Origin of the sequence: Micromonospora sp. HM134, from assembly GCF_007833915.1 — a bacterium.
GTDB classification, from domain to species: Bacteria; Actinomycetota; Actinomycetes; order Mycobacteriales; family Micromonosporaceae; genus Micromonospora; species Micromonospora wenchangensis.
On sequence record NZ_CP041061.1, the window covers coordinates 4,815,259 to 4,836,322 of the forward strand.

A 21,064-nucleotide genomic window follows, 5' to 3' on the forward strand; every position below is an offset into this window, starting at 1 on the left:
CGCCGCACCGTGTTCTAGGGTGCCGGCATGACGAGCGCGCCCCGGGAGGCGGAGACCCGCATCGGGCCGGTCGGCGCGCTGCTCTGCCGGCTGCTCTTCCTGGCCATCTGCCTGCCCGGCCCGGTCCTGCTCGCCGCCGGCGTGACCGGCGACCTGCCGGTGTCGTCCGGGGAGCGCTGGGGTCTGGTCGCCGGCGGGGTGTTCACCACCATCGTCGGGGTCGGCTTCGGTGTCTTCGGCTGGCGGGTGGTCGACCGGTCCCGTAGCGATGCCCGCCAGCTCGACGCCACCGGGGTCGCCGCCACCGCCGAGATCCTCACCGTGGCGCACCACCTGGGCGGGGAGAGCCCGGAACTCGACCTGCACCTGCGGATCAGCGGGCCCGGCTTCGCCCCCTTCGAGGCGGACACGGTCCGGCCCGACGACCCGGGGCTCGTGCCCGGCAGGCTGCTGACCGCCGTCGTGGACCCGGCGAGCCGGCTCTACCGGGTCCAGTGAGGACGCCGGGCCCTCACCCGCCGCGCAGGTCCTCCTCGATCCGCCGGGCGGTGGCCAGCAGCGGCGGCAGCAACTCGCGCCGGATCAGCTCGAACGACCCCCGGCTGGCATGGGCGGACAGGTTCACCGCCGCCACCACCGCGCCGTGCGCACCGTGGATCGGCGCGGCCAGCGACCGCAACCCCTCCTCCAGTTCCTGGTCCACGATCGCGTACCCCTGGGCGGCGATCTTCGTCAGGACGGCGCGCAGCTTCGCCGGGTCGGTGACGGTGCGCCGGGTCAACGGTTGCAACCGCGCGGTGGCGAGGTAGTCGGCCAACCGGTCCGCCGGTTGCGCGGCGAGCAGCACCCGCCCCATCGACGTGGCGTACGCGGGGAACCGGGTGCCGACGCTGATCCCCACCGTCATGATCCGCCGGGTGGGCACCCGGGCGACGTAGACCACCTCGTCGCCGTCGAGCACCGACACCGAGCAGGACTCGTGTACCTGCGCGACCAGCGCCTCCATGTGCGGTTGGGCGATCTCGGGCAGCCCCAGGCCGGACAGGTAGGCGTAGCCGAGGGCGAGGATCCGCGCCCGCAGGGAGAACAGCCGGCCGTCGGTGTGCACGTAGCCCAGCTCGACCAGGGTGAGCAGGAACCGGCGGGCCGCGGCCCGGGTCAGCCCGGTACGTCGGGCCACGTCGCTCAGGGTGAGCTGCGGATGCTCGGCGTCGAACGCCCGGATCACCGCGAGCCCACGCTCCAGCGACTGCACGAACTCCGGTGACCGCGCCGCCTGACCGCCCACCCTCACCCCGCCTCCCGCCGCAGTGCCTCCCGGGCCACCGTGAACGCCCGGTTCGCCGCCGGTACGCCAGCGTAGACGCCGACCTGGAGCAGGACCTCCGCCACCTCCTGTTCAGTCAGCCCGTTGCCCAGCGCGGCCCGCACGTGCATCGCCAGCTCCTCCTCGTGGCGCAGGGCGGCGAGCACCGCGAGGGTGATGCAGCTGCGGGTACGCCGGTCGAGGCCGGGCCGGGTCCACACCTCCCCCCAGGCGTAGCGGGTGATGAAGTCCTGGAAGTCGGCGGTGAACGCGTCGGTGCCGGCCACCGCGCGGTCGACGTGCGCGTCACCGAGCACCTGCCGGCGTACCGTCATGCCGGCCTCGTGCCGTTCGCGGTCGTCCATCATCCACCCGCCTGTTCGAAGTGTTCCCGCAGGAGTCGGCCCACCGGCGCGGGTTGTTCGACGTTGGCCAGGTGGGCCGCCGCGTCGAGGACGACCAGCCGCGCCCCGGGGACCAGGTCGACGATCTCCCGGGCGTGTCCGACGGGGATCGCCGGGTCGTCCGCGCCCGCGACGACCAGCGTCGGGACGCCGATCCGGCCCAGGTCGGGGCGCAGGTCCAGGGCGGCGATCGCCTCGCAGCAGGCCGCGTAGCCGGCCGGGGAGGTCGCGGTCAGCATCGCGCGGTACCCGGCCACCAGGTCCGGGTGGGCGGCGGCGAACGGCGGGGTGAACCAGCGGGTCACCACCGCGTCGGCGATCGCCGGCAGGCCACCGGCGCGGACCGTGGCCGCCCGGTCCCGCCACGGGTCGGGCGGGCCGAGCCGGGCCGCCGTGCACAGCAGGGCCAGCCGGCGCACCCGGTCGGGCGCGTGGACGGCGAGCCACATGCCGACCATGCCGCCGAGGGACAGCCCCGCGTAGTGGACCCACGGCACGTCGAGGTGGTCCAGCGTCCGCAGCACCTCCCGGCCCAGCAGGTCCACCGTGTACGGCCCGGCCGGCGTCGCCGAGCGGCCGTGACCGAGGTGGTCGTAGCGGATCACCCGGAACCGTTCGGCGAGCGCCGCGACCTGGGGTTCCCACATCGCGCCGGTGGTGCCGAGGGAACTGCCGAGCAGCAGCACCGGCGCGGTGGGCGGGCCGTCGACCCTCAGGTGCAGCCGGGAGGTCACGGCCCCGCGCCCCGGGCGGCGGCCAGCGCCGCGTCGACGAACCGGCCGGCCGACCCGAGCCACCGGCCCGGGTCGAGCGCCTCGTCGATCTCCGCCCCGGAGAGGTGGGCACGGATCCCGGGGTCGGCGAGCAGCGCGGCGCGGAACGCGGGCGCGGCGGCGGCACGGGCGACCAGGTCGTGCGCGACGTCGCGGCCGACGGCAGGAGCCAGCCGGGCGGCGACGGCCTCGGCGAGCAGCCGCCCGCCGGTGGCGTCGAGGTTCGCCCGCATCCGTCCGGGATCGACCCGCAGCCCGGCCAGCAGCCGGGCGCACCGGGCGCTGACGCCGCCGGCCAGGTGCAGCAGGTCGCGCAGCGGCTCCCACTCGGCGTGCCAGCCGCCGGCGGCCCGTTCGTGCTCCTGCACGGCCGCGGCGAACAGGGTGGCGACGAGGCCGGGGCCGCGGCGCGCGGCGGCCCCGATCAGGATCGCGTCGACCGGGTTGCGTTTGTGCGGCATGGCGGAGGAGCCACCGCGCCCGTCGCCACCCTCGGCCACCTCTCCGACCTCGGTCTGGGCGAGCAGTCCGACGTCGAGTGCGATCTTGCCGGTGGCCGCGAGCAGGCCACCGACGGCGGCGGCCAGATCGAGGCGGGGCTGCCGCTGGGTGTGCCAGGGCAGCACGCTCGCGGGCAGCCCCAGGTGGGCGGCGAACCGGGCGGCGACGTCGGGGCCGGCCGGGCCGAGCGCGGCCAGGGTGCCGACCGCGCCGCCGAGTTGCGCGGGCTGCCCGTCGCCGGCCTGCCGGAGCCGGTCGCGGGCCTGCGCCAGGCCGGTCAGCCAGCCGGCCGCCTTGAGCCCGAACGTGGTGGGTGCCGCCTGCTGGCCGAGGGTCCGGGCGACCAGCACGGTGCCCCGGTGGGTGTCGGCGAGCCGGGCGGCGGCGTCGACGGCGGCGTCGAGGTGCCGGCCCGTCGCGTCGAGCGCCCGGACGGCCAGCAGGCTCAGCCCGGTGTCCAGGATGTCCTGGCTGGTCGCCCCGAGGTGCACCCAGGGCCGGGCCGGGGCGGGCACGGCGGCGGTCAACTCCCGTACGAGGGGGACGACCGGGTTCCCGGCGGCGTCGGCGGCCCGGCCCAGCGCCGCCGGGTCGTACCGGCCGGGGTGGCACGCGGTGACGATCGCGTCGGCCGCCGGGGCGGGCAGGACGCCGGCGTCCGCTCCGGCCCGGGCGAGCGCGGCCTCCGCGTCGAGCAGCGCCCGCAGCAGGGCCGGATCGTCGAGTTCCGTGTCCACCTCCGGGCTGCCGGACAGGCCGGTGAGCAGGCCGTCAGACGGCGAAGAAGATGGTCTCACGGTCGCCCTGGAGGTGGATGTCGAAGCGGAACCCGTCCGGCGCGGCGCTGGCCAGCAGGGTGCCCCGGCGGTCGGTCTCCACGCTGCCCAGCACCGGGTCGACGGCGTTGGCCGCCGGCTCGTCGGGGAAGTAGAGCCGGGTCACCAGGCGGTGCAGCAGCCCCCGGCCGAGCACCGACAGGGTCAGGTGCGGCGCCTCGGTGCCGCCGTCCGGGTCGGGCAGCGGCCCCGGCCGGACCGTCAGCAACCGGTAGCACCCCTGGTCGTCGGTCTCGCTGCGGCCGAACCCCCGGAACCCCACGAGCCGCGGCGGCCGGGCCCCGCGCGGGTCGTCGGGATGGTCGAACCGGCCGTCCGGGTCGGCCTGCCAGCTCTCCACCAGCGCGTCGACCACGGGTTCCCCGGTGCCGTCGACGATCCGGCCCCGGATCCAGAACGCGCCGGGGGTGCCCTCGGGGACGACGTACGGGCCGTCGGGCCAGTGCAGGCCGATGCTCAGGTACGGCCCGACGGTCTGCGCCGGGGTGACGCCCAGCCGGTCACTCATCGTCGTCCCCGTCCTCGAAGGGGGTGCCCTCGCGGCCCCGCAGCACGATGTCGAAGGCGTAGGCCAGCGCCCACTCGGGCTGCGTGGCGGTGTGGTCGTAGCGGGCGACCAGCCGTTGCCGGGCCATCGGGTCGCGCACCGAGTGCAGCACCGGGTCCTGGAAGAACAGCGGGTCGCCGGGAAAGTACATCTGCGTCACCAGCCGCTGGGTGAACGCCCGGCCGAACAGCGAGAAGTGGATGTGCGCCGGCCGCCAGGCGTTGTCGTGGTTGCGCCAGGGGTAGGCCCCCGGTTGGACGGTGACGAACCGGTAGCGCCCCTGGTCGTCGGTGAGCGCGCGGCCCACCCCGTCGAAGTGCGGGTCGATCGGGGCCGGCCAGGTGTCGCGTGCGTGGCGGTAGCGCCCGGCGGCGTTGGCCTGCCAGATCTCGACGAGCGTACGCGGCACCGGCCGGCCGTCGCCGTCGCGGACCCGGCCGTGCACGATGATCCGCTGCCCCTGCGGTGGCCCGTCGTGCTGGCGGGTCAGGTCGTGGTCGAGGTCGCCGAGGCGTCCCTCGCCCAGCAGCGGCCCGGTGATCTCGGTCAGCCGCTGCGGCAGGTGGGCAAGCGGTTGCCGGGGGGCCCGCGTCACGGTCGACCGGTAGCCGGGGCTGAACAGCGGTGGGTGGGCGTCGACGTCGTCGCGCCGGTACGCCGGTAGCAGCAGCCCACGGCCGGCGGTGTCCTCGGTCATGCTCGGCTCCCCTCGGCCGTCGCCTGTAACGCGCGCAGCACCGCCAGTTCGTGTGCCGTGGGCGGGTCGTTCGTGGTCAGCGGCTCGGCGACGGCGAGGTCCCAGCCGGTGGCGGCCCGCGCCTGCTCCCGGGTCACGCCGGGGTGCAGCCGGGTGAGGGTCAGCTCGCAGCTGACCGGGTCGGGTGCCAGGACGCCGAGGTCGGTGATCACCAGTCGGGGGCCGCCGCCGCGCAGGCCGAGCCGTTCCCGGTCCCCCGGGCCCGTGCCGTAGCCGACGGAGGTGACGAAGTCGACCCGCGCGGTGAAGGTGCGCGGGTTCTGCCGGACGATCACCACGACCTCGCGGCAGGAGGCGGCGATCTCCGGGGCCCCGCCCGCGCCGGGCAGCCGGACGGTCGGGGTCGCGTAGTCGTCGCCGACGACCGTGGTGTTGAGGTTGCCGTACCGGTCGAGCTGGGCCGCGCCGAGGAAGCCGACGTCGATCCGGCCGGGCTGGAGCCAGTAGTTGAACACCTCGGGCACCGACACGACCGCGTCGGCGGTGTCGGCGAGGACGCCGTCGCCGATGGACAGCGGCAGCCGGTCCGGTTTCGCGCCGAGGCAGCCGGACTCGTAGACGAGCACCAGGTTGGGGGCGTGGGTGGCGCGGGCGAGGTTCGCCGCGGTGCTGGGCAGCCCGATCCCGACGAAGCAGGCGTCACCGTCGCGGAGTTGCCGGGCGGCGGCGACGGTCATCATCTCGTCGGCGGTCCACCGGGCCGGCGGGGGCGGGCCGCTCACGTCGGCGGCCCGGGTCGGGGGGTGTGTCGGGCGGTCACGTCGCCGCCCCGGCCCGGTGCACGTGCCGGTCGAGCCAGGCGCGGAAGGTGTCGCGGTCCCGGCTGACGGCGTCCCAGGCCCGGTAGAAGTCGTTGTCCCGGACCGAGTAGCCCTGGGCGTAGGAGGGGTGGGCGCCGCCGGGCACCTCGGCCACGGCGGTGACCGCCCAGCCGGGCAGCACGACCTGCCCGGGGACGGGGGTCAGTTCGGGCACGACCTCCTCGACGGTGACCAGTGACCGGTGGGCGGCGAGGACCGCCTCCTTCTGTACGCCGGTGATGCCCCACAGTTGCACGTTGCCGGCCCGGTCGGCGCGTTGGGCGTGCACCACGGTCACGTCGGGGCGCAGGGCCGCCACGGCGGTGAGGGTCTCGCCGGTGAAGGGGCAGTCGACCGTCCGGACGTTGGCGGTGTGCCGGGGCAGGTCGGTGCCGGTGTAGCCGCGCAGGACGGCGAACGGCAGGCCGGACGCCCCGGCGACGTAGCGGTTGGCCATCCCGGCGTGGCTGTGTTCCTCCAGTTCCAGCGGACGCGGCCAGGAGTGCTGCACGGCGTCGCGGAACCGGTGCAGCGATCCCACGCCGGGGTTGCCGCCCCAGGAGAAGACCAGCCGGCGGGCGCACCCGGCGCCGATGAGCTGGTCGTAGATGACGTCGGGGGTCATCCGGACCAGGGTCAGCTCCTGCCGTCGCTGGCGGATGATCTCGTGGCCGGCGGCGAACGGGATGAGGTGGGTGAAGCCCTCCAGGGCCACCACGTCGCCGTCGCGGACCAGTTCCGCCACGGCCTGCGCCAGCGGGACGAGCGTCGCCATGGGCCTCCCGCCTCACCTCGGACCAGTGTTCGCCATGCGGACCATCGTGCTCATGTCGAACGTACGGCCGGCGGCGACATCCGTCAATGTCCGCATCGGGCCCCGGCGTCGGGGCGACCACCGTCCGGGCAGGACGTTGACGGGAGCCGGGTCACGTGCCAACGTTCAATACGAGAACACCCGTTCGCTCAGCGAACGCTTTCGGTGGCCCGCCGCCGGGCCCCGGTGTCGGGCCGGCGTCCAGGAAGGACGGACCGGGATGCGTACCCAGGTCGGCATCGTCGGCGCCGGGCCGGCGGGGCTCATGCTGTCGCACCTGCTGCACCGGCAGGGCATCGCCTCGGTGGTGCTGGAGAGCCGCAGCCGCGAGCACGTGGAGCACCGGCTGCGCGCCGGGGTGCTCGAACAGGGCTCGGTCGACCTGCTCTGCCGCACCGGCCTCGGCGAGCGGCTGCTCCGCGAGGGGCTGCGGCACGAGGGCATCGAGCTGCGCTTCGCCGGGGAGTCGCACCGGGTGCCGATGACCGAGCTGACCGGGCGGGCGATCACCGTCTACGGGCAGCAGGAGGTGGTCAAGGACCTGATCGCCGCGCGCCTCGCGGCCGGCGACACGATCCTGTTCGACGCCGAGGTGGTCCGGCTGGACGGGCTCGACTCCCCCGACCCGGTGGTCCGCTACCGACGCGACGGCCGGGAGGAGGAACTGCGCTGCGACTTCGTGGCCGGCTGCGACGGGTTCCACGGGGTGAGCCGGGGCGCGGTGCCCGACGGGGTGCTGACCAGCTACGAGCGGGCGTACCCGTTCGCCTGGCTGGGGGTGCTCGCCGCCGCCGCGCCGGCCGTGGAGGAACTCGTCTACGCCCATCACGAGCGGGGTTTCGCCCTCTACAGCATGCGCTCGCCGCAGGTCTCCCGGCTCTATCTCCAGGTCGCCCCCGACGAGGACATCGCCGCGTGGCCGGACGAGCGGATCTGGGCGGAACTGCGGCTCCGGCTGGAGACGGTGCCGGGCTGGTCGCTCACCGAGGGTCCGGTCCTGGAGAAGTCGATCACGCCGATGCGCAGTTTCGTGGTGGAGCCGATGCAGTGGGAGCGGCTGTACCTGGCCGGAGACGCCGTGCACATCGTCCCGCCCACCGGGGCCAAGGGCATGAACCTGGCGCTGGCCGACGTGGCGCTGCTCGGCGAGGCGTTCGCCGCCTGGTACTCCCACGGCCGCACCGACCTGCTGGCGGGCTATTCGGCCACCGCGCTGCGCCGGGTCTGGCGGGCCCAGCACTTCTCCTGGTGGATGACGTCGATGCTGCACCGGCTGGCGCACGACGACCCGTACGAGGCGAAGTTGCAGACCGCGACGCTGCGGTACGCCGCCACCTCGCGGGCGTACGCGACGAGTCTGGCCGAGAACTACGTGGGCCTGCCCGAGGTCTGAGCTACACCGTCATGACGCAGCGTCGTTCAACTTATCCATGACGGGCGTCAGAAATTCTTGACTTTCGATGCCGGGGTGGCTGACCATGGCCAACACAGCGGCGTGCGCCCCCACGCAGCGGTTGGTTCCCCCCGCAGGTCCGAGGCATCCCGCCGACTTCCGACGCACCCCACCACCCCCGCCCAGGAAGGGCCTCGTCAATGAAGAAGGTCATGGCTCTCGGGTTGATCGCCGCCACGATCGCCCTCACCGGATGTACCGACTCCGACGCGTCCACCCCGTCCGCACCGACCTCCGGCGACCTGCGCAAGGTGCGGGTCGCGGCACTGCCGATCACCGAGACCGCCGCGCTGTGGGGCGGCATCAAGGCGGGCCTCTTCGCCGAGCGCGGGCTCCAGGTCGAGGTGCTCCCCGCGCAGGGCGGCGCGCAGGCCATCCCGGCGCTGATGAACGGCGACATCGACTTCGCCATCGGCCAGCCCTTCGGCCCGTTCCGCGCCGACCTGCAGAACCTGGGCGTCGTCATCATCGGCAACTACGCCTCCTCGTACGCCCAGGGCGACGACATCAACGCCGTGGTGGCCTCGGCGAAGTCCGGCATCAGACGACCGGCCGACCTCGCCGGCAAGCGGGTCGCGGTCAACAGCCTGGGCGCGGCCGGCGACGTCACGATCATGGCGGCGGTGGAGAAGGACGGCGGCGACCCCAAGAAGATCAAGTTCGTCGAGGTGGCCTTCCCGGATACCCCGGCCCAGCTCGCGGCCGGCAACATCGACGCCGCCTGGGTGCCGGAACCGTTCGTCACCCAGCTGAAGAGCCGGGGCGACACGTTCGTCGTGGCGCCCTACCAGGCGGTGGTGCCCGGCCTGGCCACCCTCACCACCATCACCACCACCGCCCGCCTCGACAAGGACGCCAAGCTGGTCGAGGACTTCTCCGCGGCGATGAAGAAGACCCTCCAGTGGGCGCAGGACCCGGCCAACGCGCCGGCCGTGCGGCAGGCCATCAAGGACAACCTCCAACTGCCGCCGCCGGTGGCGGAGTCGGTCAGGCTGCCGGCGTTCGGCTGGGACGTCGACCGGGCCAGCCTCCAGACCCTCGCCGAACTCGCCGGCCGGTACCGGGTGCTCGACCGGCAACCCGACCTCGACCGGCTCATCCGCCAGCAGTAGCCGACCCGGCGTCGCCCGGCGGCCGGGCCGCCGGGCGACGCCGACCACGCCACCTTCGGAGGTGACCCGCCCGTGCCCACCACCCGACGGCCACCCGCGTTGCGCAGGGCGCTGCTGGGCGTCACCGGCCTCGCCGGCTTCCTCGTCGGCTGGCAGGCGATCCCCGCGCTGGGCCTGATCGACCCGCAGTACCTGCCGTACGTGACGGACGTGCTGGCGCGGCTCGCCGAACAGCTCGTCGACCTGGCGTTCTGGCGGCGGTTGGGCAGCACCATGACCTCCTGGGCGATCGGGCTGACCGTGGCGACGCTCGCCGCCGTCGCCCTCGGCACCGTCGTCGGCCTGGTGCCGTTCCTGCGCCGCACGACCCACACGATGGTCGAGTTCCTGCGCCCCATCCCGTCGGTCGCGCTCATCCCGCTCGCCGTGCTGATGTTCGGCATCCAGCGGCAGGCCGCCCTGGTCATCATCGTCTACGCGTCGTTCTGGCAGGTGTTCGTGCAGGTGATCTACGGGGTCGCCGACGTCGACGCGGTCGCCCGGGACACCGCCCGCAGCTTCGGTCTGCGCCGCCGCGAGCAGTGGACGCACCTCGTCCTGCCGACCACCCTGCCGTACCTGATGACGGGCCTGCGGCTGGCGGCGGCGGTGGCGCTCATCCTGGCCGTCACCGCCGAGATGGTGATCGGCAACCCCGGCCTCGGCCGCATGATCGAGCTGTCCCGCTCCGGCGGCGACGCCGTCGGCCTGTACGCCCTCGTCGTGGTCACCGGCCTGCTCGGGCTGGCGGTGAACCTCGTCTTCCGGTTCGTCGAACGGCGGACGCTGTCCTGGCACGAGTCCGTCCGTGGGGAGCGGGCACGGTGACCGCGTACCCGGGCCGGATCGTCGCCGCGCCGCGCCGCCGGGCCGGCACGCGGGCGGTGGCGGGCCTGCTGCACGCGCTCGGGCTGCCGATGCTGCTGCTGGTGCTCTGGGGCCTGGTGGCGACCAGGGCGACGAACCGGTTCTTCCCCGACCCGGTGACGATCGCCGACGCCTTCGTCGACACCTGGATCGGGCCGGCGTTCGTCCAGGACGTGCTGCCGAGCCTCTACCGCCTCGGCCTCGGGGTCGCCGCGTCGATCGTGCTCGGCGTCGCCGCCGGCACCGTCATCGGCCTCACCCCGTGGCTGCGCGAGCTGCTCGAACCGCTGCTGGAGTTCCTCCGGGCCGTCCCGCCGCCGGTGCTGATCCCGGTGGCGATGCTCCTGCTCGGCATCACCGACACCATGAAGGTCGTGGTGATCGTCTCCGGCGCGGTCTGGCCGATCCTGCTCAACACGGTCGAGGGGGTCCGGGGCACCGACAGCGTGCTGACGCAGACCGCGCTGTCGTTCCGGATCACCCGGTGGGAACGGCTGTGGTTCCTGGTGCTTCCCGCCGCCAGCCCCCGGATCATGGCCGGGGTCCGGCAGGCCCTCTCGGTCGCGCTCATCCTGATGGTCATCTCCGAGATGTTCGCCTCGTCGGCCGGGCTGGGCTACCGGATCGCCTACTTCCAACGCAACTACCTCATCGCCGAGATGTGGAGCGGCATCCTGCTGCTCGGCGGGGTCGGCGTGCTGCTCGCCGTCGTCTTCGGGGTCGTCGAACGGCGCGTGCTGCGCTGGTACCACGGAATCAGGGAGGTCAACCGTGTCTGACCGGGGCACCCTGCTGCGGGTGACGCAGCTGAACAAGGTCTACCAGGCCCGCACCGGCGACGTCGAGGCGATCGGGGACCTCAGCTTCACGATGGACGCCGGCGAACTCGTCTGCATCGTCGGGCCGTCCGGGTGCGGCAAGACCACCCTGCTGAAGTGCCTCGCCGGACTGCTGCGCCCGACCGGCGGCACCGTCGAGATGCACGGCGCTCCGGTGACCGGCCCCAGCCCCGCCATGGCCGTGGTGTTCCAGGAGTACGGCCGCAGCCTCTACCCGTGGCTGACCGTACGCGGCAACGTCGAGCTGCCGCTGCGGCACAAGCGGCTCTCCCGCGCGCAGCGGCACACCCTGGTCGCCGACGCGCTCGACGCGGTGGGTCTGGCGCACGCCGCCCGCAGCCACCCGTGGCAGCTCTCCGGCGGGATGCAGCAGCGGGTGGCGATCGCGCGGGCCGTCGCGTACCAGCCGGAAGTCCTGATCATGGACGAGCCGTTCGCGGCGGTGGACGCGCAGACCCGGGCCGACCTGGAGGACCTGGTGCGGGAGCTGCACGCCCGACGCGGGATCTCGGTGCTGTTCGTCACCCACGACATCGACGAGTCGGTCTACCTCGGACAGCGGGTGCTGGTGCTGTCCCACGCGCCGACCCGGGTACGGGAGGATCTGGTGATCGACCTGCCGGCCGAGCGGGACCAGATCACCACCCGCGCCCTGCCCCGGTTCACCGAGCTGCGCACGCACGTCTACGGCGAGATCCAGCGGGCCAAACGCGGGCAGAATGTGGCCCCGCGACCCGCGCCGTGAGCGTGCCGGGCGACGGAGGTGTCGGAGGGGATGACTGTGGCTAGGCGGCAGCCGAAGCAACTGGTGCTCGCCTTCTTCGGCGAGCACGTCGTCGACGGCGACACCGGGCCGATCCGGGCCAGTGTCCTGATCACCGTGCTGGAGGGGGCCGGCGTCGCCGCGCCGGCGACCCGGGCCACCCTCGACCGGCTGGTGCGCAGCGGCATCCTGGCGAGGGGCCGCAGCGGCCGGGAGACGCTGTTCTCGCTGACCGAGCACGGGGCGGCGGTGCTGCGCGAGGCGACGTACCGGGTGCGCGGGCCCCGGCCGTTCGACCCGCAGGGCAGCGGTTGGACGCTTGTCACCTTCTCGATCCCGGAGGAGCAGCGGACGCTGCGGCACCGGCTGCGCTCCACCCTCACCTGGGAGGGCTTCGCGCCGATCCGCGACGGGCTGTGGCTGGCCCCGGGCGAGGTCGACCTCGCCGGGTCGTTGGAGCCGCTGCGCCAGGATCTCGCCCCGCACCCCGTGGTCGCCTTCCACGCCCGCGAACTCGCCGGCTTCCCGATCGGCGACAGCGTGCGCGCCGCCTGGGACATCGAGGCGATCCGGCGCGAGCACCTGGCGTTCATCGACCGGTGGGCCGACCCGGCCGCGACCACGGCGACGACGGGCGCGTTGACCCTGCGCACGATGCTGGTGGCGGACTGGCTGGCGCTGCTGCGGGCCGACCCGAGGCTGCCGGCCGAGTTCATGGACGCGCAGTGGCCGGCCTCCCGGTCGGCGCAGACCTACCGTCGGGCGCACCGGGCGCTGGCCGAGGCGTCCACGGCGGAGTTCGCCGCCCTGGTCACCCACCGGCCCTCGGTCAGCCGGCGAACCGCGCCCGCAGCTCGGCCTTCCTGACCTTCCCCGACGCGGTCCGCGGCAACTCGTCCACGATGACCACGTTCTTCGGCAGCTTGTAGCGGGCGACCCGGCCGTCGAGGTGGGCCCGGACGGTGCCGGTGTCCACCGACGCCCCCGCCCGGACGGTCAGCACGGCCCACGGCACCTCCCCCCAGCGGTCGTCCGGCACCCCGATCACGGCCGCCGACACCACCCCGTCGATCTCGCCGAGCAGCAGTTCGAGTTCGGCCGGGTAGATGTTCTCGCCACCCGAGATGATCATGTCTTTGAGGCGGCCGGAGACGTAGAGGTAGCCGTCGTCGTCGAGGCGGCCCAGGTCGCCGGAGCGGAACCAGCCGTCGGGGGTGAACGCCTCGGCGGTCGCCTCCGGCAGGCCGTGGTAGCCGGGGAAGACGTTGGGCCCGGCCACCTCGATCTGACCGACCGCACCGGCGGGCAGCACCGCCCCGCCCGGGTCGGTGACCCGGACGTCGGTGAAGAAGTGCGGCAGGCCGACGCTGCCCTGCTTGGCCCGGGTCATCGCCGGCGGCAGCGCGGTCGCGCCCGGCGACGCCTCGGTCATCCCGTACCCCTGGGAGAACGACAGGCCGCGCGCCTCGTACGCGTCGAGGATGCGGGTCGGCACGGCGGACCCGCCGCAGGTGAGCTTCGTCAGCGTGGACAGGTCGGTCGCGGCCCAGTCGGGGTGGTCGGCCAGCAGTTGGTAGGTGGTCGGCACCCCGCTGAGCATGGTGACCCGGTGCCGGGCGATCTGCGCGAGCGCCCGGCCCGGTTCGAAACCCCGCTCGATGACCATCGTGGCCCCCTTGAGGATGACGGGCAGGGCACCCATCCCCAGCGAGGCGACGTGGAACAGCGGCGAGATCATCAGCGCCACGTCGGTGGAGACGACGTCGTAGTCGACCACGCAGTTGAGCGCCACCCAGGTCAGGTTGCCGTGGGTGAGCACCGCGCCCTTGGCCCGGCCGGTGGTGCCCGAGGTGTAGACGATCGCCGCCGGGTCGGTGGGGCCGGGGTCGGCGTGCCCGGCCCGTCCCGGGTCGGCGTCGCGGGTCAGCGTCGCCAGGCCCGGCCGGTCCGGGGTGCCCCCGCCGGTGACCAGGACCCGTGGGGGCCGGGCGGTCGGCAGCGCGGCGGCCACCGGCACCGCGAAGTCCGGGTCGTGGATCAGCACCCGGGCCGCGCAGTCGGTCAGCACATGGCCGATCTCGGGGGGTGCGAGCCGGGTGTTGACCGGCACGAACACGGCACCGAGCCGCACCGTCCCGAACATCACCTGAAGGAACTCCGGGCTGTTCTCACCCAGGTAGGCGACGGTGTCTCCGGCGTCGACGCCGTGCTCCCGCAGCACCGCCGCGACCCGGTCCACGGCGTCGGCGAACTGCGCGTAGGTGACGGTCGCGCCCGCGCCGTGCACGAGAGCGACCTTGTCCGGGGACCTGAGCCGGCGCCGGGCCACCCAGGCGCCGATTCCGTGCTGGTGCATCAGCAGTCTCCTGGTGGTGGAGGTGGGATGATCACCTGGCCGGACGCCCGGGGTCTCAGGCGTGGAAGCGGTACAACCCGCGGGCGACGACCGCCGGCTTGGTGCCGCCCTCGATCTCGATGGTCTGGTCGACGGTGAGCTGGTAGCCGCCCCGCACCTCGGCCACCTCGACGACGGTGGCCCGCATCCGTACCCGCGCGCCGACCACGACCGGTGCGGGGAAGCGCACCCGGTCGAGGCCGTAGTTCACCTTGGTGGTCACGCCCTTGACCTCCAGCAGCTCGGTCCAGAACGGCACGGCCAGCGACAGGGTGAGGAAGCCGTGGGCGATCGGCGCACCGAACGGGCCGGCCGTGGCCCGCTGCGGGTCGACGTGGATCCACTGGTGGTCGTCGGTGGCGTCGGCGAACAGGTTCACCTGGTCCTGGGTGACCGTCCGGTAGCCGGTGTGCCCCAGGTCGGTGCCGGCGAGATCGGCGAGCTGGTCGTAGGTGATGGTCGTCGTCATGGCGACTCCTCTCGTCGGTGCGGGGCGAGGCCCAGCAGCCGGGCCGCGTTGTCCTTGAGGATGCCCGGGAGCACCTCCGGCCTCAGGTCGGTGGCCGCCACGTCGCGCAGCCACCGGTCGGGGGTCAGCAGCGGGTAGTCGGTGCCGAACAGCACCCGGTGTTTCAGCACCGAGTTGGCGTGACGGACCAGCGCGGCCGGGAAGTACTTCGGGCTCCAGCCGGACAGGTCGATCCAGGTGTTGGGTTTGTGGGTGGCCACCGACAGCGCCTCGTCCTGCCAGGGCACCGACGGGTGGGCCATGACGATCTGCAGGTCGGGGAAGTCGGCGGCGACCGGGTCGAGCAGCATCGGGTTGGACAGTCCGAGCCGCAGGCCGTACCCGCCGGGCAGGCCCGCGCCGATGCCGGTCTGTCCGGTGTGGAAGATCGCCGGGAGGCCGGCGCGCTCGATCAGGGCCCACAGCGGGGCGTACGCCTCGTGGCCGGGGTCGAAGCCCTGCACGGTGGGGTGGAACTTGAAGCCGCGTACCCCCTCCTGCTCGATCAGCCGGGCGGCGAGGTCGAGGGCCGCCGCGCCGGTGCGCGGGTCGACCGACCCGAAGGGGATGAGCACGTCGGCGTGTTCGGCGGCGGCGCGGGCGATCTCGGCGCTGGACAGCGGCGGGTGCCGCAGCTGGGTGCCCGCGTCGACGGTGAAGACGACGGCGGCCATCCTCCGCTCGCGGTAGTACCGGGCCACCGCGTCGACGGCGGGCCGGGGCCCGTCGGTGCGGAAGTACTTCGACACGGCGGCCACCAGCGGTTCGGGCAGCGAGGCGTGGCCGTGGTCGTCGACCTCGATGTGCACGTGCATGTCGATCGCGGTGACGGCGTCGAGGTCGATCGCGGGCTGGTACATGGGGGCGGCCTCCGTCGGGCGGGTCCGGTCCGGCGGGTCGGGCGGTCTCGTCGGTCGGCCGGGTCAGGGGTTCGCCGGCTGGAACCGGGCGGGCAGCTCGGGGAAGCGTTCGCCGACGCTCTGCGCGGCCCCGTCGAACGTCGTCGGCCAGGCCTCGACCAGCGCGTCGTAGGTCCAGCCGCCCTCGCGGTAGGCGGTCAGCGCCGCCTCCGGGTGGGTCCAGATCTGCAGGCGGTCGCCGCCGACCCCGATCACCTGCCCGGTGACCTGGGCCGCCGCGTCGGAGGCGAGGAAGGCGACCAGGCCGGCCACGTCGGCGACGGTGCCGAAGCCGAGGTCGTGCCGGAAGAACGCGGGCATCGGCTCACCGTCGGCCTCGGCGCGTACGGCCGCGGCGAAGTAGGGGACGGTGGCGGTCATCGCGGTCGCGGCGACCGGGACGACGGTGTTGGCGGTGATGCCGGCCCGCTTGAGTTCCAGCGCCCAGGTGCGGACCATGCCGACGATGCCCGCCTTGGCCGCCGCGTAGTTGGTCTGGCCGAAGGTGCCCCGCTGCCCGGTGGGTGAGCCGATGCAGATGATCCGGCCGCCCCCGCCGGCCTGCCGCATGTGCCGCACCGCCTCGCGGACGGTGGTGAAGGTGCCGCGCAGGTGCACGGTGACGACGGTGTCGAAGTCGTCGTCGCTCATCTTCCACAGCACGGTGTCGCGCAGGACGCCGGCGTTGGTGACCAGGGCGTCGAGCCGGCCGAACGCGGCGAGGGCGGTGCCGACCAGTTCCTCGGCGGTCTCGGTCGGGCCCACCGGCGCGGTCACCCCGACGGCCCGGCCGCCGGACGCCTCGATCGTGGCCACCGCCTCGGCCGTGGCGTCGGCGTCGATGTCGTTGACCACGACGTGGGCGCCCCGCCGCGCCAACTCCTGGGCGTAGGCCAGGCCGAGGCCGCGCCCGGAGCCGGTGACGATGGCGACTTTGCCGTCCAGTGACATGGGCACTCCCTTTCGTCGATGCGATCTGAGCACGAACCGTTGAGAATGTCAATTATTCAGGAACCTTGCTACCATCGTCGCCATGCCCGCCGAACGGACCCGGTCGACCGGCAGCGACCGGCTGCGGGACAGCGCGCTCGCCGGTGACCTGAGCTTCCTGCTGGCCCGCGCCAACGCACTCGCCCTCGCCGCGGCGAACGCCGCCCTGGCCACCCACGGCCTGAAGGCCCGCTCCTACTCCGTGCTCGCCCTGGCCGCCGACGACGTCCGCCCGACCCAACGGGAACTCGCCGAGTTCCTGCGGCTCGACCCGAGCCAGGTCGTCGCCCTCGTCGACGGGCTGGAACAGCGGCACCTCGTCGAGCGGCACGCCGACCCCGCCGACCGGCGGGCCAACGTCCTCGTCGCCACCGACGCCGGCCGGGACCTGTTCGCCCGCGCCCGCGACGCCGTCCGCGCCGTGGGAATCGACTCGCTGTCCGTCGTGCCGGCGCAGGACCAGGCCCGCCTGGCCCGGCTGCTGCGGCTGCTGGCCTTCCCCGACTGAACCCCCGGTTCACCCGGGCGTGCTGCCCAACGCCCGGGACAGCACCCGGCCCGCCGCCTGCACCAGCGGGGCCAACGCCACCGGGTCCGCCCGGTCGTGGGCGACCACCAGCGACAGCGCCGCCACCACCCCCTCCGGGGCCCGCACCGGCGCGGCCACCGACAGGGCGTCCATGGTGACCTGCCGGTCGCTGACCGCGTACCCGGCCCGGCGCACCTCGGCCAGGCAGCGACGCAGCCGCCCCGGATCGGTGACGGTCAGCGCGGTGTACCGCTCCAGCGGCGCGGCCAGCACCCGTTCCTGCACCTCGGCCGGGGCGTGGGCGAGCAGCACCAGCCCGACCCCGGTGGCGTGCAGCGCGAACCGGCCACCCACCCGGGTGAGCACCGGCACCGCCCGCCGGCCGGCGATCCGTTCGATGAAGACCAGTTCGAGCCCCTGCCGGACGGCCAGCTGCACGTTCTCGTGCGTCACCTCGTACAGGTCCTCCATCACCGGCAGGGCCACCTCGCGCAACCCCAGGCCCCGGGGCGCGAGCGAACCCACCTCCCACAGCCGCAGGCCGATCCGGTACCGCCCGTCGTCGCCCCGCTCCAACGCGCCCCAGGCGAGCAGCTCCGCCACCCGGCGGTGCACGGTGGACAGCGGCAGCCCGGCCCGGCGGGCCAGCTCGCTGAGCGTCAGGGCCGGACTGGCCGGGGTGAACGCGTCGAGCAGCGCCAGCACCCGGCTGGTCACCGTCCGGCCCGGCTGCCCGCGCATCCCACCATCCTCCCCGCCCGCGCCGGCCGGTCACAGTTCCAGGACGAGCCGGGGGGTACGGGCCCGCGAGACACAGATCAGCATGGTGTCCCCGGCGGCGCGGTCCTGCGCGGACAGCAGGCTGTCGCGGTGCTCCGGCACCCCGGCCAGCACCGGCGTCTCGCAGGTGCCGCAGGTGCCCTCCCGGCAGGACGACAGGACCGGCACCCCGGCCTCCTCCACCGCCCGCAGGATCGGCACCCCCGGCGGCACGGTCACCGTCCGCCCGGACAACGCGAGTTCCACCTCGATCGCCGTCTCCGGGCCGGCCATTTCCTCCCTGGGGGCGAACCGCTCGACGTGCAGCCGGCCCGGCGGCCGGTCCCGGCAGTGCTCCTCCACCGCCCGCACCAGCGACTCCGGGCCGCAGCAGTAGACCAGCCCGTCGCCGGCCCCGGCCAGCAGCCCGGCCAGGTCGAGCAGACCGGTCTCGTCCTGCGGGTACAGGCCGACCCGGTCGCCGTACCGGTCGCGCAGCGCGGTGGCGTACGCCATCGCGGATCGGGTCCGCCCGCCGTACGCCAGTCGCCAGTCCGCGCCCGCGGCGTCGGCGGCGGCGACCATCGGGACGATCGGGGTGATCCCGACGCCACCGGCGACGAAGAGGTACCGGTGGGCCGCGACCAGCGGGAACGTGTTACGCAGGCCGTGCATCCGGACGGTTCCGCCGACGGTGAGCCGCTCGTGGGCCGCCCGGGAGCCGCCGCGCCCCGCCGCCTCCCGCTGCACCGCGATCCGCAGGACGGTCCGGTCGGCGGGGTCACCGCAGAGTGAGTACTGCCGCAGCAGACCGGGGCCCAGTTCCAGGTCGACGTGCGCGCCCGGAGCCCAGCCGGGCAGCGGTCCGCCGTCCGCGCGGGCCAGGCCGAACTCGACGACCTCGACGGTCACCTGCTGGCGGGCGACCACGACGAGGTCCGTTCCGGTCACGCCGGCACCGCCCGCCGACCGGTCGGGGCGGTCGGCGGCACCGCCCGGGCGCGGTGGCCCTGCGGGTGGCCGAGCAGCCACTGCCACAACTCGACCGGTTCCTCGGCGAGCCGCTGCGCGCCGCAGTGGCAGGTGCCCCGCAGGGTGTCGGTGCCCGGCACCCAGTGGACCCGGTAGACCCGGCCCCCGCCGGCCCCGGGCGTCACCGGGGCGCTCCCGCCGTCCCCGACCCGACCAGCCGGGCCAGCAGCCGCCGGGCGGCCAGCCCACCGGTGTCGATGTTGATGCTCAGCTCCTGGTACCGCTGCGGTTCGGCCGCGATCACCCGCTCCAGGATGTTCAGCGCCGCGACGTCCTGCATCACCACCGTGTGGTTGCTCTGGTGCAGGTACGCGCTGACCGACTCGTCGTCGACCGCGAAGTCCCGGGCCACCGCCCAGAAGTCGTACGTGCTGTGCGCGGTCGACGGGGTGATGGCGTAGACGATCTCGGCGTGGAAGGCGGCGCTGTCCTCCCCCTGCGCGGGCGGGTAGACGCCCTGCGGGGCGATCCGGCTGTGCAGCAGGTAGAGGCACGGCGGGTGGTACTCGATGTCCTGCCAGCGGGTGATCCGACCCTGGATGCCGGTCGAGCGGGCGTAGAACGGCGGGCACTCGGCGTCGTCCATGTGCCGGCTGACGTGCACCACGCCCCGGTCCTCGTCCACCTCGGTGGTGATCGGGGTGTCCGCCACCTCGGGGGTGCCGATGTAGCCGCCGTGCAGGTAGGTCTCGTGGGACAGGTCCATCAGGTTGTCCACCAGCAGGCCGTAGCGGGCGTCCAGCGGGGCCATGCCACGGACCACCGCGTACCGGGGGTCGGCCAGCCACGGCGCGCGGGGGATCGTGGCCGGGTCGGCCCGTTCCCGGTCGCCGATCCACACCCAGACGAAGGAGTCCTGCTCGACCACCGGGTACGCCGCGACCCGCGCGGTGCGCGGAATCCGCTGTTGCCCGGGGACGAAGACGCAGGTGCCGGTCGGGTCGTAGGTGAAGCCGTGGTAGCCGCAGACGACGGTGTCCCCGTCGAGCCGGCTCTGCGACAGCGGGTAGCGCCGGTGCACGCACCGGTCGGCGAGCGCCACCGCCTCCCCCGCCCCGGTGCGGTACAGCACCAGCGGTTCACCGAGCACGGTACGGGCGAGCAGGTCCCGCCCGACCTCGACGCCGTGGGCCGCCACGTACCACTGGTCCCGGGCGAACTCCATCCGCACGACCTCCTAGCGGGCTGACCATCGATGGAGACGAATCATCGCGTCCGGGGCCGCAGCCGGGGAGCATGCCTTCCGTTGAGTGGAAGGAACGTGGAGGACGTCGGCCGGGGCACCGTAGCTACGCGTCGTACGGCACGATGGTCGGGTGGACGCCCGGGGCTACGCCTTCGACAACGCCAGCGACCAGGCCACCGCCCACCACGACGCGCTGGCGGACCTGTTGGACGAACCGACCCGGGCCGCGCTCACCGGGCTCGGCGAGCTGACCGGCCGGCGCTGCCTGGAGGTGGCCGCCGGGGCCGGCAGCATCGCGCTCTGGCTGGCCGGACGGGCCGCCGAGGTGGTCGCCACGGACATCGCCCCGCAGCACATCCCGGCCCGGCCCCGCCTCGTCGTACGCCGCGAGGACATCGTCACCGACCAGCCACCGGGCACCTTCGACCTGGTGCACGCCCGGCTGGTCCTCGGGCACCTGCCCCGACGGGAGGAGGCCCTGCGGCGGATGGTCGCCGCGCTGCGGCCCGGTGGCGCGCTGCTCATCGGCGAGTTCGCCCACCCGCCCGTCGACTTCGTCGCCGACGCGCCCGACACGGCCACCGCCGACCTGCTGATCCGCTACCTGGCCGCGCACGTGGCGACGCTCACCGCCCGGGGCCTCGACCCGGGGTGGGCACAGCGGGCCCCCGCCGTCTTCGCCGACGCGGGGCTGACCGAGGTGCGGTCGGGCACCACAGCAGGGCGCTGGCGTGGCGGCGGGCCGGGCTGCCGGCTGCTGCGGGCCGGCATCCCGCAGCTACGGGCCGCCCTGCTGACCCACGGGCTGACCGACGTCGACCTCACCGCGACGACGGCCGCCCTCGACGACCCCCGGGTGGTAGTCAACGGCTTCCCCTTCGTACAGGTCAGCGGTCGCGCCCCGGACCATCCCGGCCCGGCCTGACACTGTCGGGCCCGCCGGACGCGGCACGGG

25 protein-coding genes are annotated in these 21,064 nt (G+C 74.3%); 9 read left to right on the forward strand and 16 right to left on the reverse strand.

The genetic code is table 11. The features are described from left to right. Positions 1-27: 27 nt before the first annotated feature. Positions 28-498 carry a hypothetical protein gene (locus FJK98_RS20585; RefSeq protein ID WP_145920489.1) on the forward strand — a complete coding sequence of 157 codons (471 nt, stop codon included), beginning with the start codon at positions 28-30 and terminating at the stop codon, positions 496-498. 13 nt (positions 499-511) lie between these two features. Here FJK98_RS20585 and FJK98_RS20590 read toward each other — a convergent pair whose 3' ends face one another. From FJK98_RS20590 to FJK98_RS20625, 8 genes are all read right to left on the reverse strand, one after another. Next, positions 512-1,294: an IclR family transcriptional regulator gene (locus FJK98_RS20590; RefSeq protein WP_240762198.1), complete on the reverse strand. Its 783-nt coding sequence runs from the start codon at positions 1,292-1,294 to the stop codon at positions 512-514. Next, positions 1,291-1,671: a 4-carboxymuconolactone decarboxylase gene (pcaC, locus tag FJK98_RS20595; RefSeq protein WP_088642633.1), complete on the reverse strand. Its 381-nt coding sequence runs from the start codon at positions 1,669-1,671 to the stop codon at positions 1,291-1,293. The genes FJK98_RS20590 and pcaC overlap by 4 nt, the downstream gene beginning before the upstream one ends. Further along, positions 1,671-2,444 (reverse strand): 3-oxoadipate enol-lactonase, encoded by a 774-nt coding sequence (gene pcaD, locus FJK98_RS20600; RefSeq protein WP_168222520.1) that lies wholly within the window; start codon positions 2,442-2,444, stop codon positions 1,671-1,673. The genes pcaC and pcaD overlap by 1 nt, the downstream gene beginning before the upstream one ends. Further along, the gene (gene pcaB / locus FJK98_RS20605; RefSeq protein WP_145920490.1) at positions 2,441-3,781 is read right to left on the reverse strand and encodes a 3-carboxy-cis,cis-muconate cycloisomerase; all 1,341 of its coding nucleotides are present in this window, start codon (positions 3,779-3,781) and stop codon (positions 2,441-2,443) included. The genes pcaD and pcaB overlap by 4 nt, the downstream gene beginning before the upstream one ends. Further along, positions 3,756-4,328 (reverse strand): protocatechuate 3,4-dioxygenase subunit alpha, encoded by a 573-nt coding sequence (pcaG, locus tag FJK98_RS20610; protein WP_145920491.1) that lies wholly within the window; start codon positions 4,326-4,328, stop codon positions 3,756-3,758. Before pcaG ends, pcaB begins: the two co-directional genes overlap by 26 nt. Beyond that, positions 4,321-5,064, reverse strand: a complete 744-nt coding sequence (gene pcaH, locus FJK98_RS20615) for a protocatechuate 3,4-dioxygenase subunit beta (RefSeq protein WP_145920492.1) — start codon at positions 5,062-5,064, stop codon at positions 4,321-4,323. Before pcaH ends, pcaG begins: the two co-directional genes overlap by 8 nt. Next, a complete protein-coding gene (locus FJK98_RS20620; protein WP_145922896.1) occupies positions 5,061-5,804 on the reverse strand; it encodes a CoA-transferase subunit beta in 744 nt (247 codons plus the stop codon). Before FJK98_RS20620 ends, pcaH begins: the two co-directional genes overlap by 4 nt. A gap of 76 nt (positions 5,805-5,880) precedes the next feature. Beyond that, positions 5,881-6,699, reverse strand: a complete 819-nt coding sequence (locus tag FJK98_RS20625) for a CoA transferase subunit A (RefSeq protein ID WP_145920493.1) — start codon at positions 6,697-6,699, stop codon at positions 5,881-5,883. A 259-nt stretch (positions 6,700-6,958) separates the two neighbouring features. Here FJK98_RS20625 and FJK98_RS20630 point away from each other — a divergent pair, with 259 nt between their 5' ends. The 6 genes from FJK98_RS20630 (at position 6,959) to FJK98_RS20655 (ending at position 12,678) form a co-directional block, all read left to right on the forward strand. Next, the gene (locus FJK98_RS20630) at positions 6,959-8,131 is read left to right on the forward strand and encodes a 4-hydroxybenzoate 3-monooxygenase (RefSeq protein WP_145920494.1); all 1,173 of its coding nucleotides are present in this window, start codon (positions 6,959-6,961) and stop codon (positions 8,129-8,131) included. 212 nt (positions 8,132-8,343) lie between these two features. Next, positions 8,344-9,303 (forward strand): ABC transporter substrate-binding protein, encoded by a 960-nt coding sequence (locus FJK98_RS20635; protein ID WP_228544053.1) that lies wholly within the window; start codon positions 8,344-8,346, stop codon positions 9,301-9,303. Between the two features lie 72 nt (positions 9,304-9,375). Next, positions 9,376-10,170 (forward strand): ABC transporter permease, encoded by a 795-nt coding sequence (locus FJK98_RS20640; RefSeq protein WP_240762203.1) that lies wholly within the window; start codon positions 9,376-9,378, stop codon positions 10,168-10,170. After that, positions 10,167-10,988 (forward strand): ABC transporter permease, encoded by an 822-nt coding sequence (locus FJK98_RS20645; RefSeq protein ID WP_240762205.1) that lies wholly within the window; start codon positions 10,167-10,169, stop codon positions 10,986-10,988. The genes FJK98_RS20640 and FJK98_RS20645 overlap by 4 nt, the downstream gene beginning before the upstream one ends. Next, entirely contained in the window at positions 10,981-11,793 is an 813-nt protein-coding gene (locus tag FJK98_RS20650) for an ABC transporter ATP-binding protein (RefSeq protein WP_194822844.1), read from the forward strand. The genes FJK98_RS20645 and FJK98_RS20650 overlap by 8 nt, the downstream gene beginning before the upstream one ends. Positions 11,794-11,823: 30 nt before the next feature. Beyond that, complete coding sequence (locus tag FJK98_RS20655) at positions 11,824-12,678, forward strand: PaaX family transcriptional regulator C-terminal domain-containing protein (protein ID WP_145920496.1); 855 nt, start codon at positions 11,824-11,826, stop codon at positions 12,676-12,678. Here FJK98_RS20655 and FJK98_RS20660 read toward each other — a convergent pair. The 4 genes from FJK98_RS20660 to FJK98_RS20675 form a co-directional block, all read right to left on the reverse strand. Beyond that, positions 12,641-14,167 (reverse strand): long-chain fatty acid--CoA ligase, encoded by a 1,527-nt coding sequence (locus FJK98_RS20660; protein ID WP_145920497.1) that lies wholly within the window; start codon positions 14,165-14,167, stop codon positions 12,641-12,643. The genes FJK98_RS20655 and FJK98_RS20660 overlap by 38 nt on opposite strands. A gap of 55 nt (positions 14,168-14,222) precedes the next feature. Beyond that, complete coding sequence (locus FJK98_RS20665; protein ID WP_145920498.1) at positions 14,223-14,675, reverse strand: MaoC family dehydratase; 453 nt, start codon at positions 14,673-14,675, stop codon at positions 14,223-14,225. Continuing rightward, a complete protein-coding gene (locus tag FJK98_RS20670) occupies positions 14,672-15,574 on the reverse strand; it encodes an amidohydrolase family protein (RefSeq protein ID WP_145920499.1) in 903 nt (300 codons plus the stop codon). Before FJK98_RS20670 ends, FJK98_RS20665 begins: the two co-directional genes overlap by 4 nt. 63 nt (positions 15,575-15,637) lie before the next feature. Further along, complete coding sequence (locus FJK98_RS20675) at positions 15,638-16,564, reverse strand: SDR family NAD(P)-dependent oxidoreductase (protein ID WP_145920500.1); 927 nt, start codon at positions 16,562-16,564, stop codon at positions 15,638-15,640. Between the two features lie 82 nt (positions 16,565-16,646). Between FJK98_RS20675 and FJK98_RS20680 the strand changes: the two genes are divergently transcribed. Beyond that, the gene (locus FJK98_RS20680; protein WP_145920501.1) at positions 16,647-17,111 is read left to right on the forward strand and encodes a MarR family winged helix-turn-helix transcriptional regulator; all 465 of its coding nucleotides are present in this window, start codon (positions 16,647-16,649) and stop codon (positions 17,109-17,111) included. 9 nt (positions 17,112-17,120) lie between these two features. On the opposite strand, the gene FJK98_RS20685 is transcribed toward FJK98_RS20680, so the two are convergent. Genes FJK98_RS20685 through FJK98_RS20700 form a run of 4 tightly spaced genes read right to left on the reverse strand, consistent with a single transcriptional unit; the run spans position 17,121 to position 20,088 of the window. Then, complete coding sequence (locus tag FJK98_RS20685) at positions 17,121-17,873, reverse strand: IclR family transcriptional regulator (RefSeq protein ID WP_145920502.1); 753 nt, start codon at positions 17,871-17,873, stop codon at positions 17,121-17,123. A 30-nt stretch (positions 17,874-17,903) separates the two neighbouring features. Beyond that, positions 17,904-18,842, reverse strand: coding sequence for a PDR/VanB family oxidoreductase (locus FJK98_RS20690; protein ID WP_145920503.1), 939 nt, complete (start codon positions 18,840-18,842; stop codon positions 17,904-17,906). Then, on the reverse strand, positions 18,839-19,048 hold the full coding sequence (locus tag FJK98_RS20695) for a hypothetical protein (RefSeq protein WP_145920504.1): 210 nt from the start codon (positions 19,046-19,048) through the stop codon (positions 18,839-18,841). Before FJK98_RS20695 ends, FJK98_RS20690 begins: the two co-directional genes overlap by 4 nt. Continuing rightward, positions 19,045-20,088, reverse strand: a complete 1,044-nt coding sequence (locus FJK98_RS20700; RefSeq protein WP_145920505.1) for an aromatic ring-hydroxylating dioxygenase subunit alpha — start codon at positions 20,086-20,088, stop codon at positions 19,045-19,047. Before FJK98_RS20700 ends, FJK98_RS20695 begins: the two co-directional genes overlap by 4 nt. Before the next feature lie 151 nt (positions 20,089-20,239). On the opposite strand from FJK98_RS20700, the gene FJK98_RS20705 reads away from it, so the two are divergent. Continuing rightward, on the forward strand, positions 20,240-21,034 hold the full coding sequence (locus FJK98_RS20705) for a class I SAM-dependent methyltransferase (protein ID WP_145920506.1): 795 nt from the start codon (positions 20,240-20,242) through the stop codon (positions 21,032-21,034). Positions 21,035-21,064: the final 30 nt, after the last annotated feature.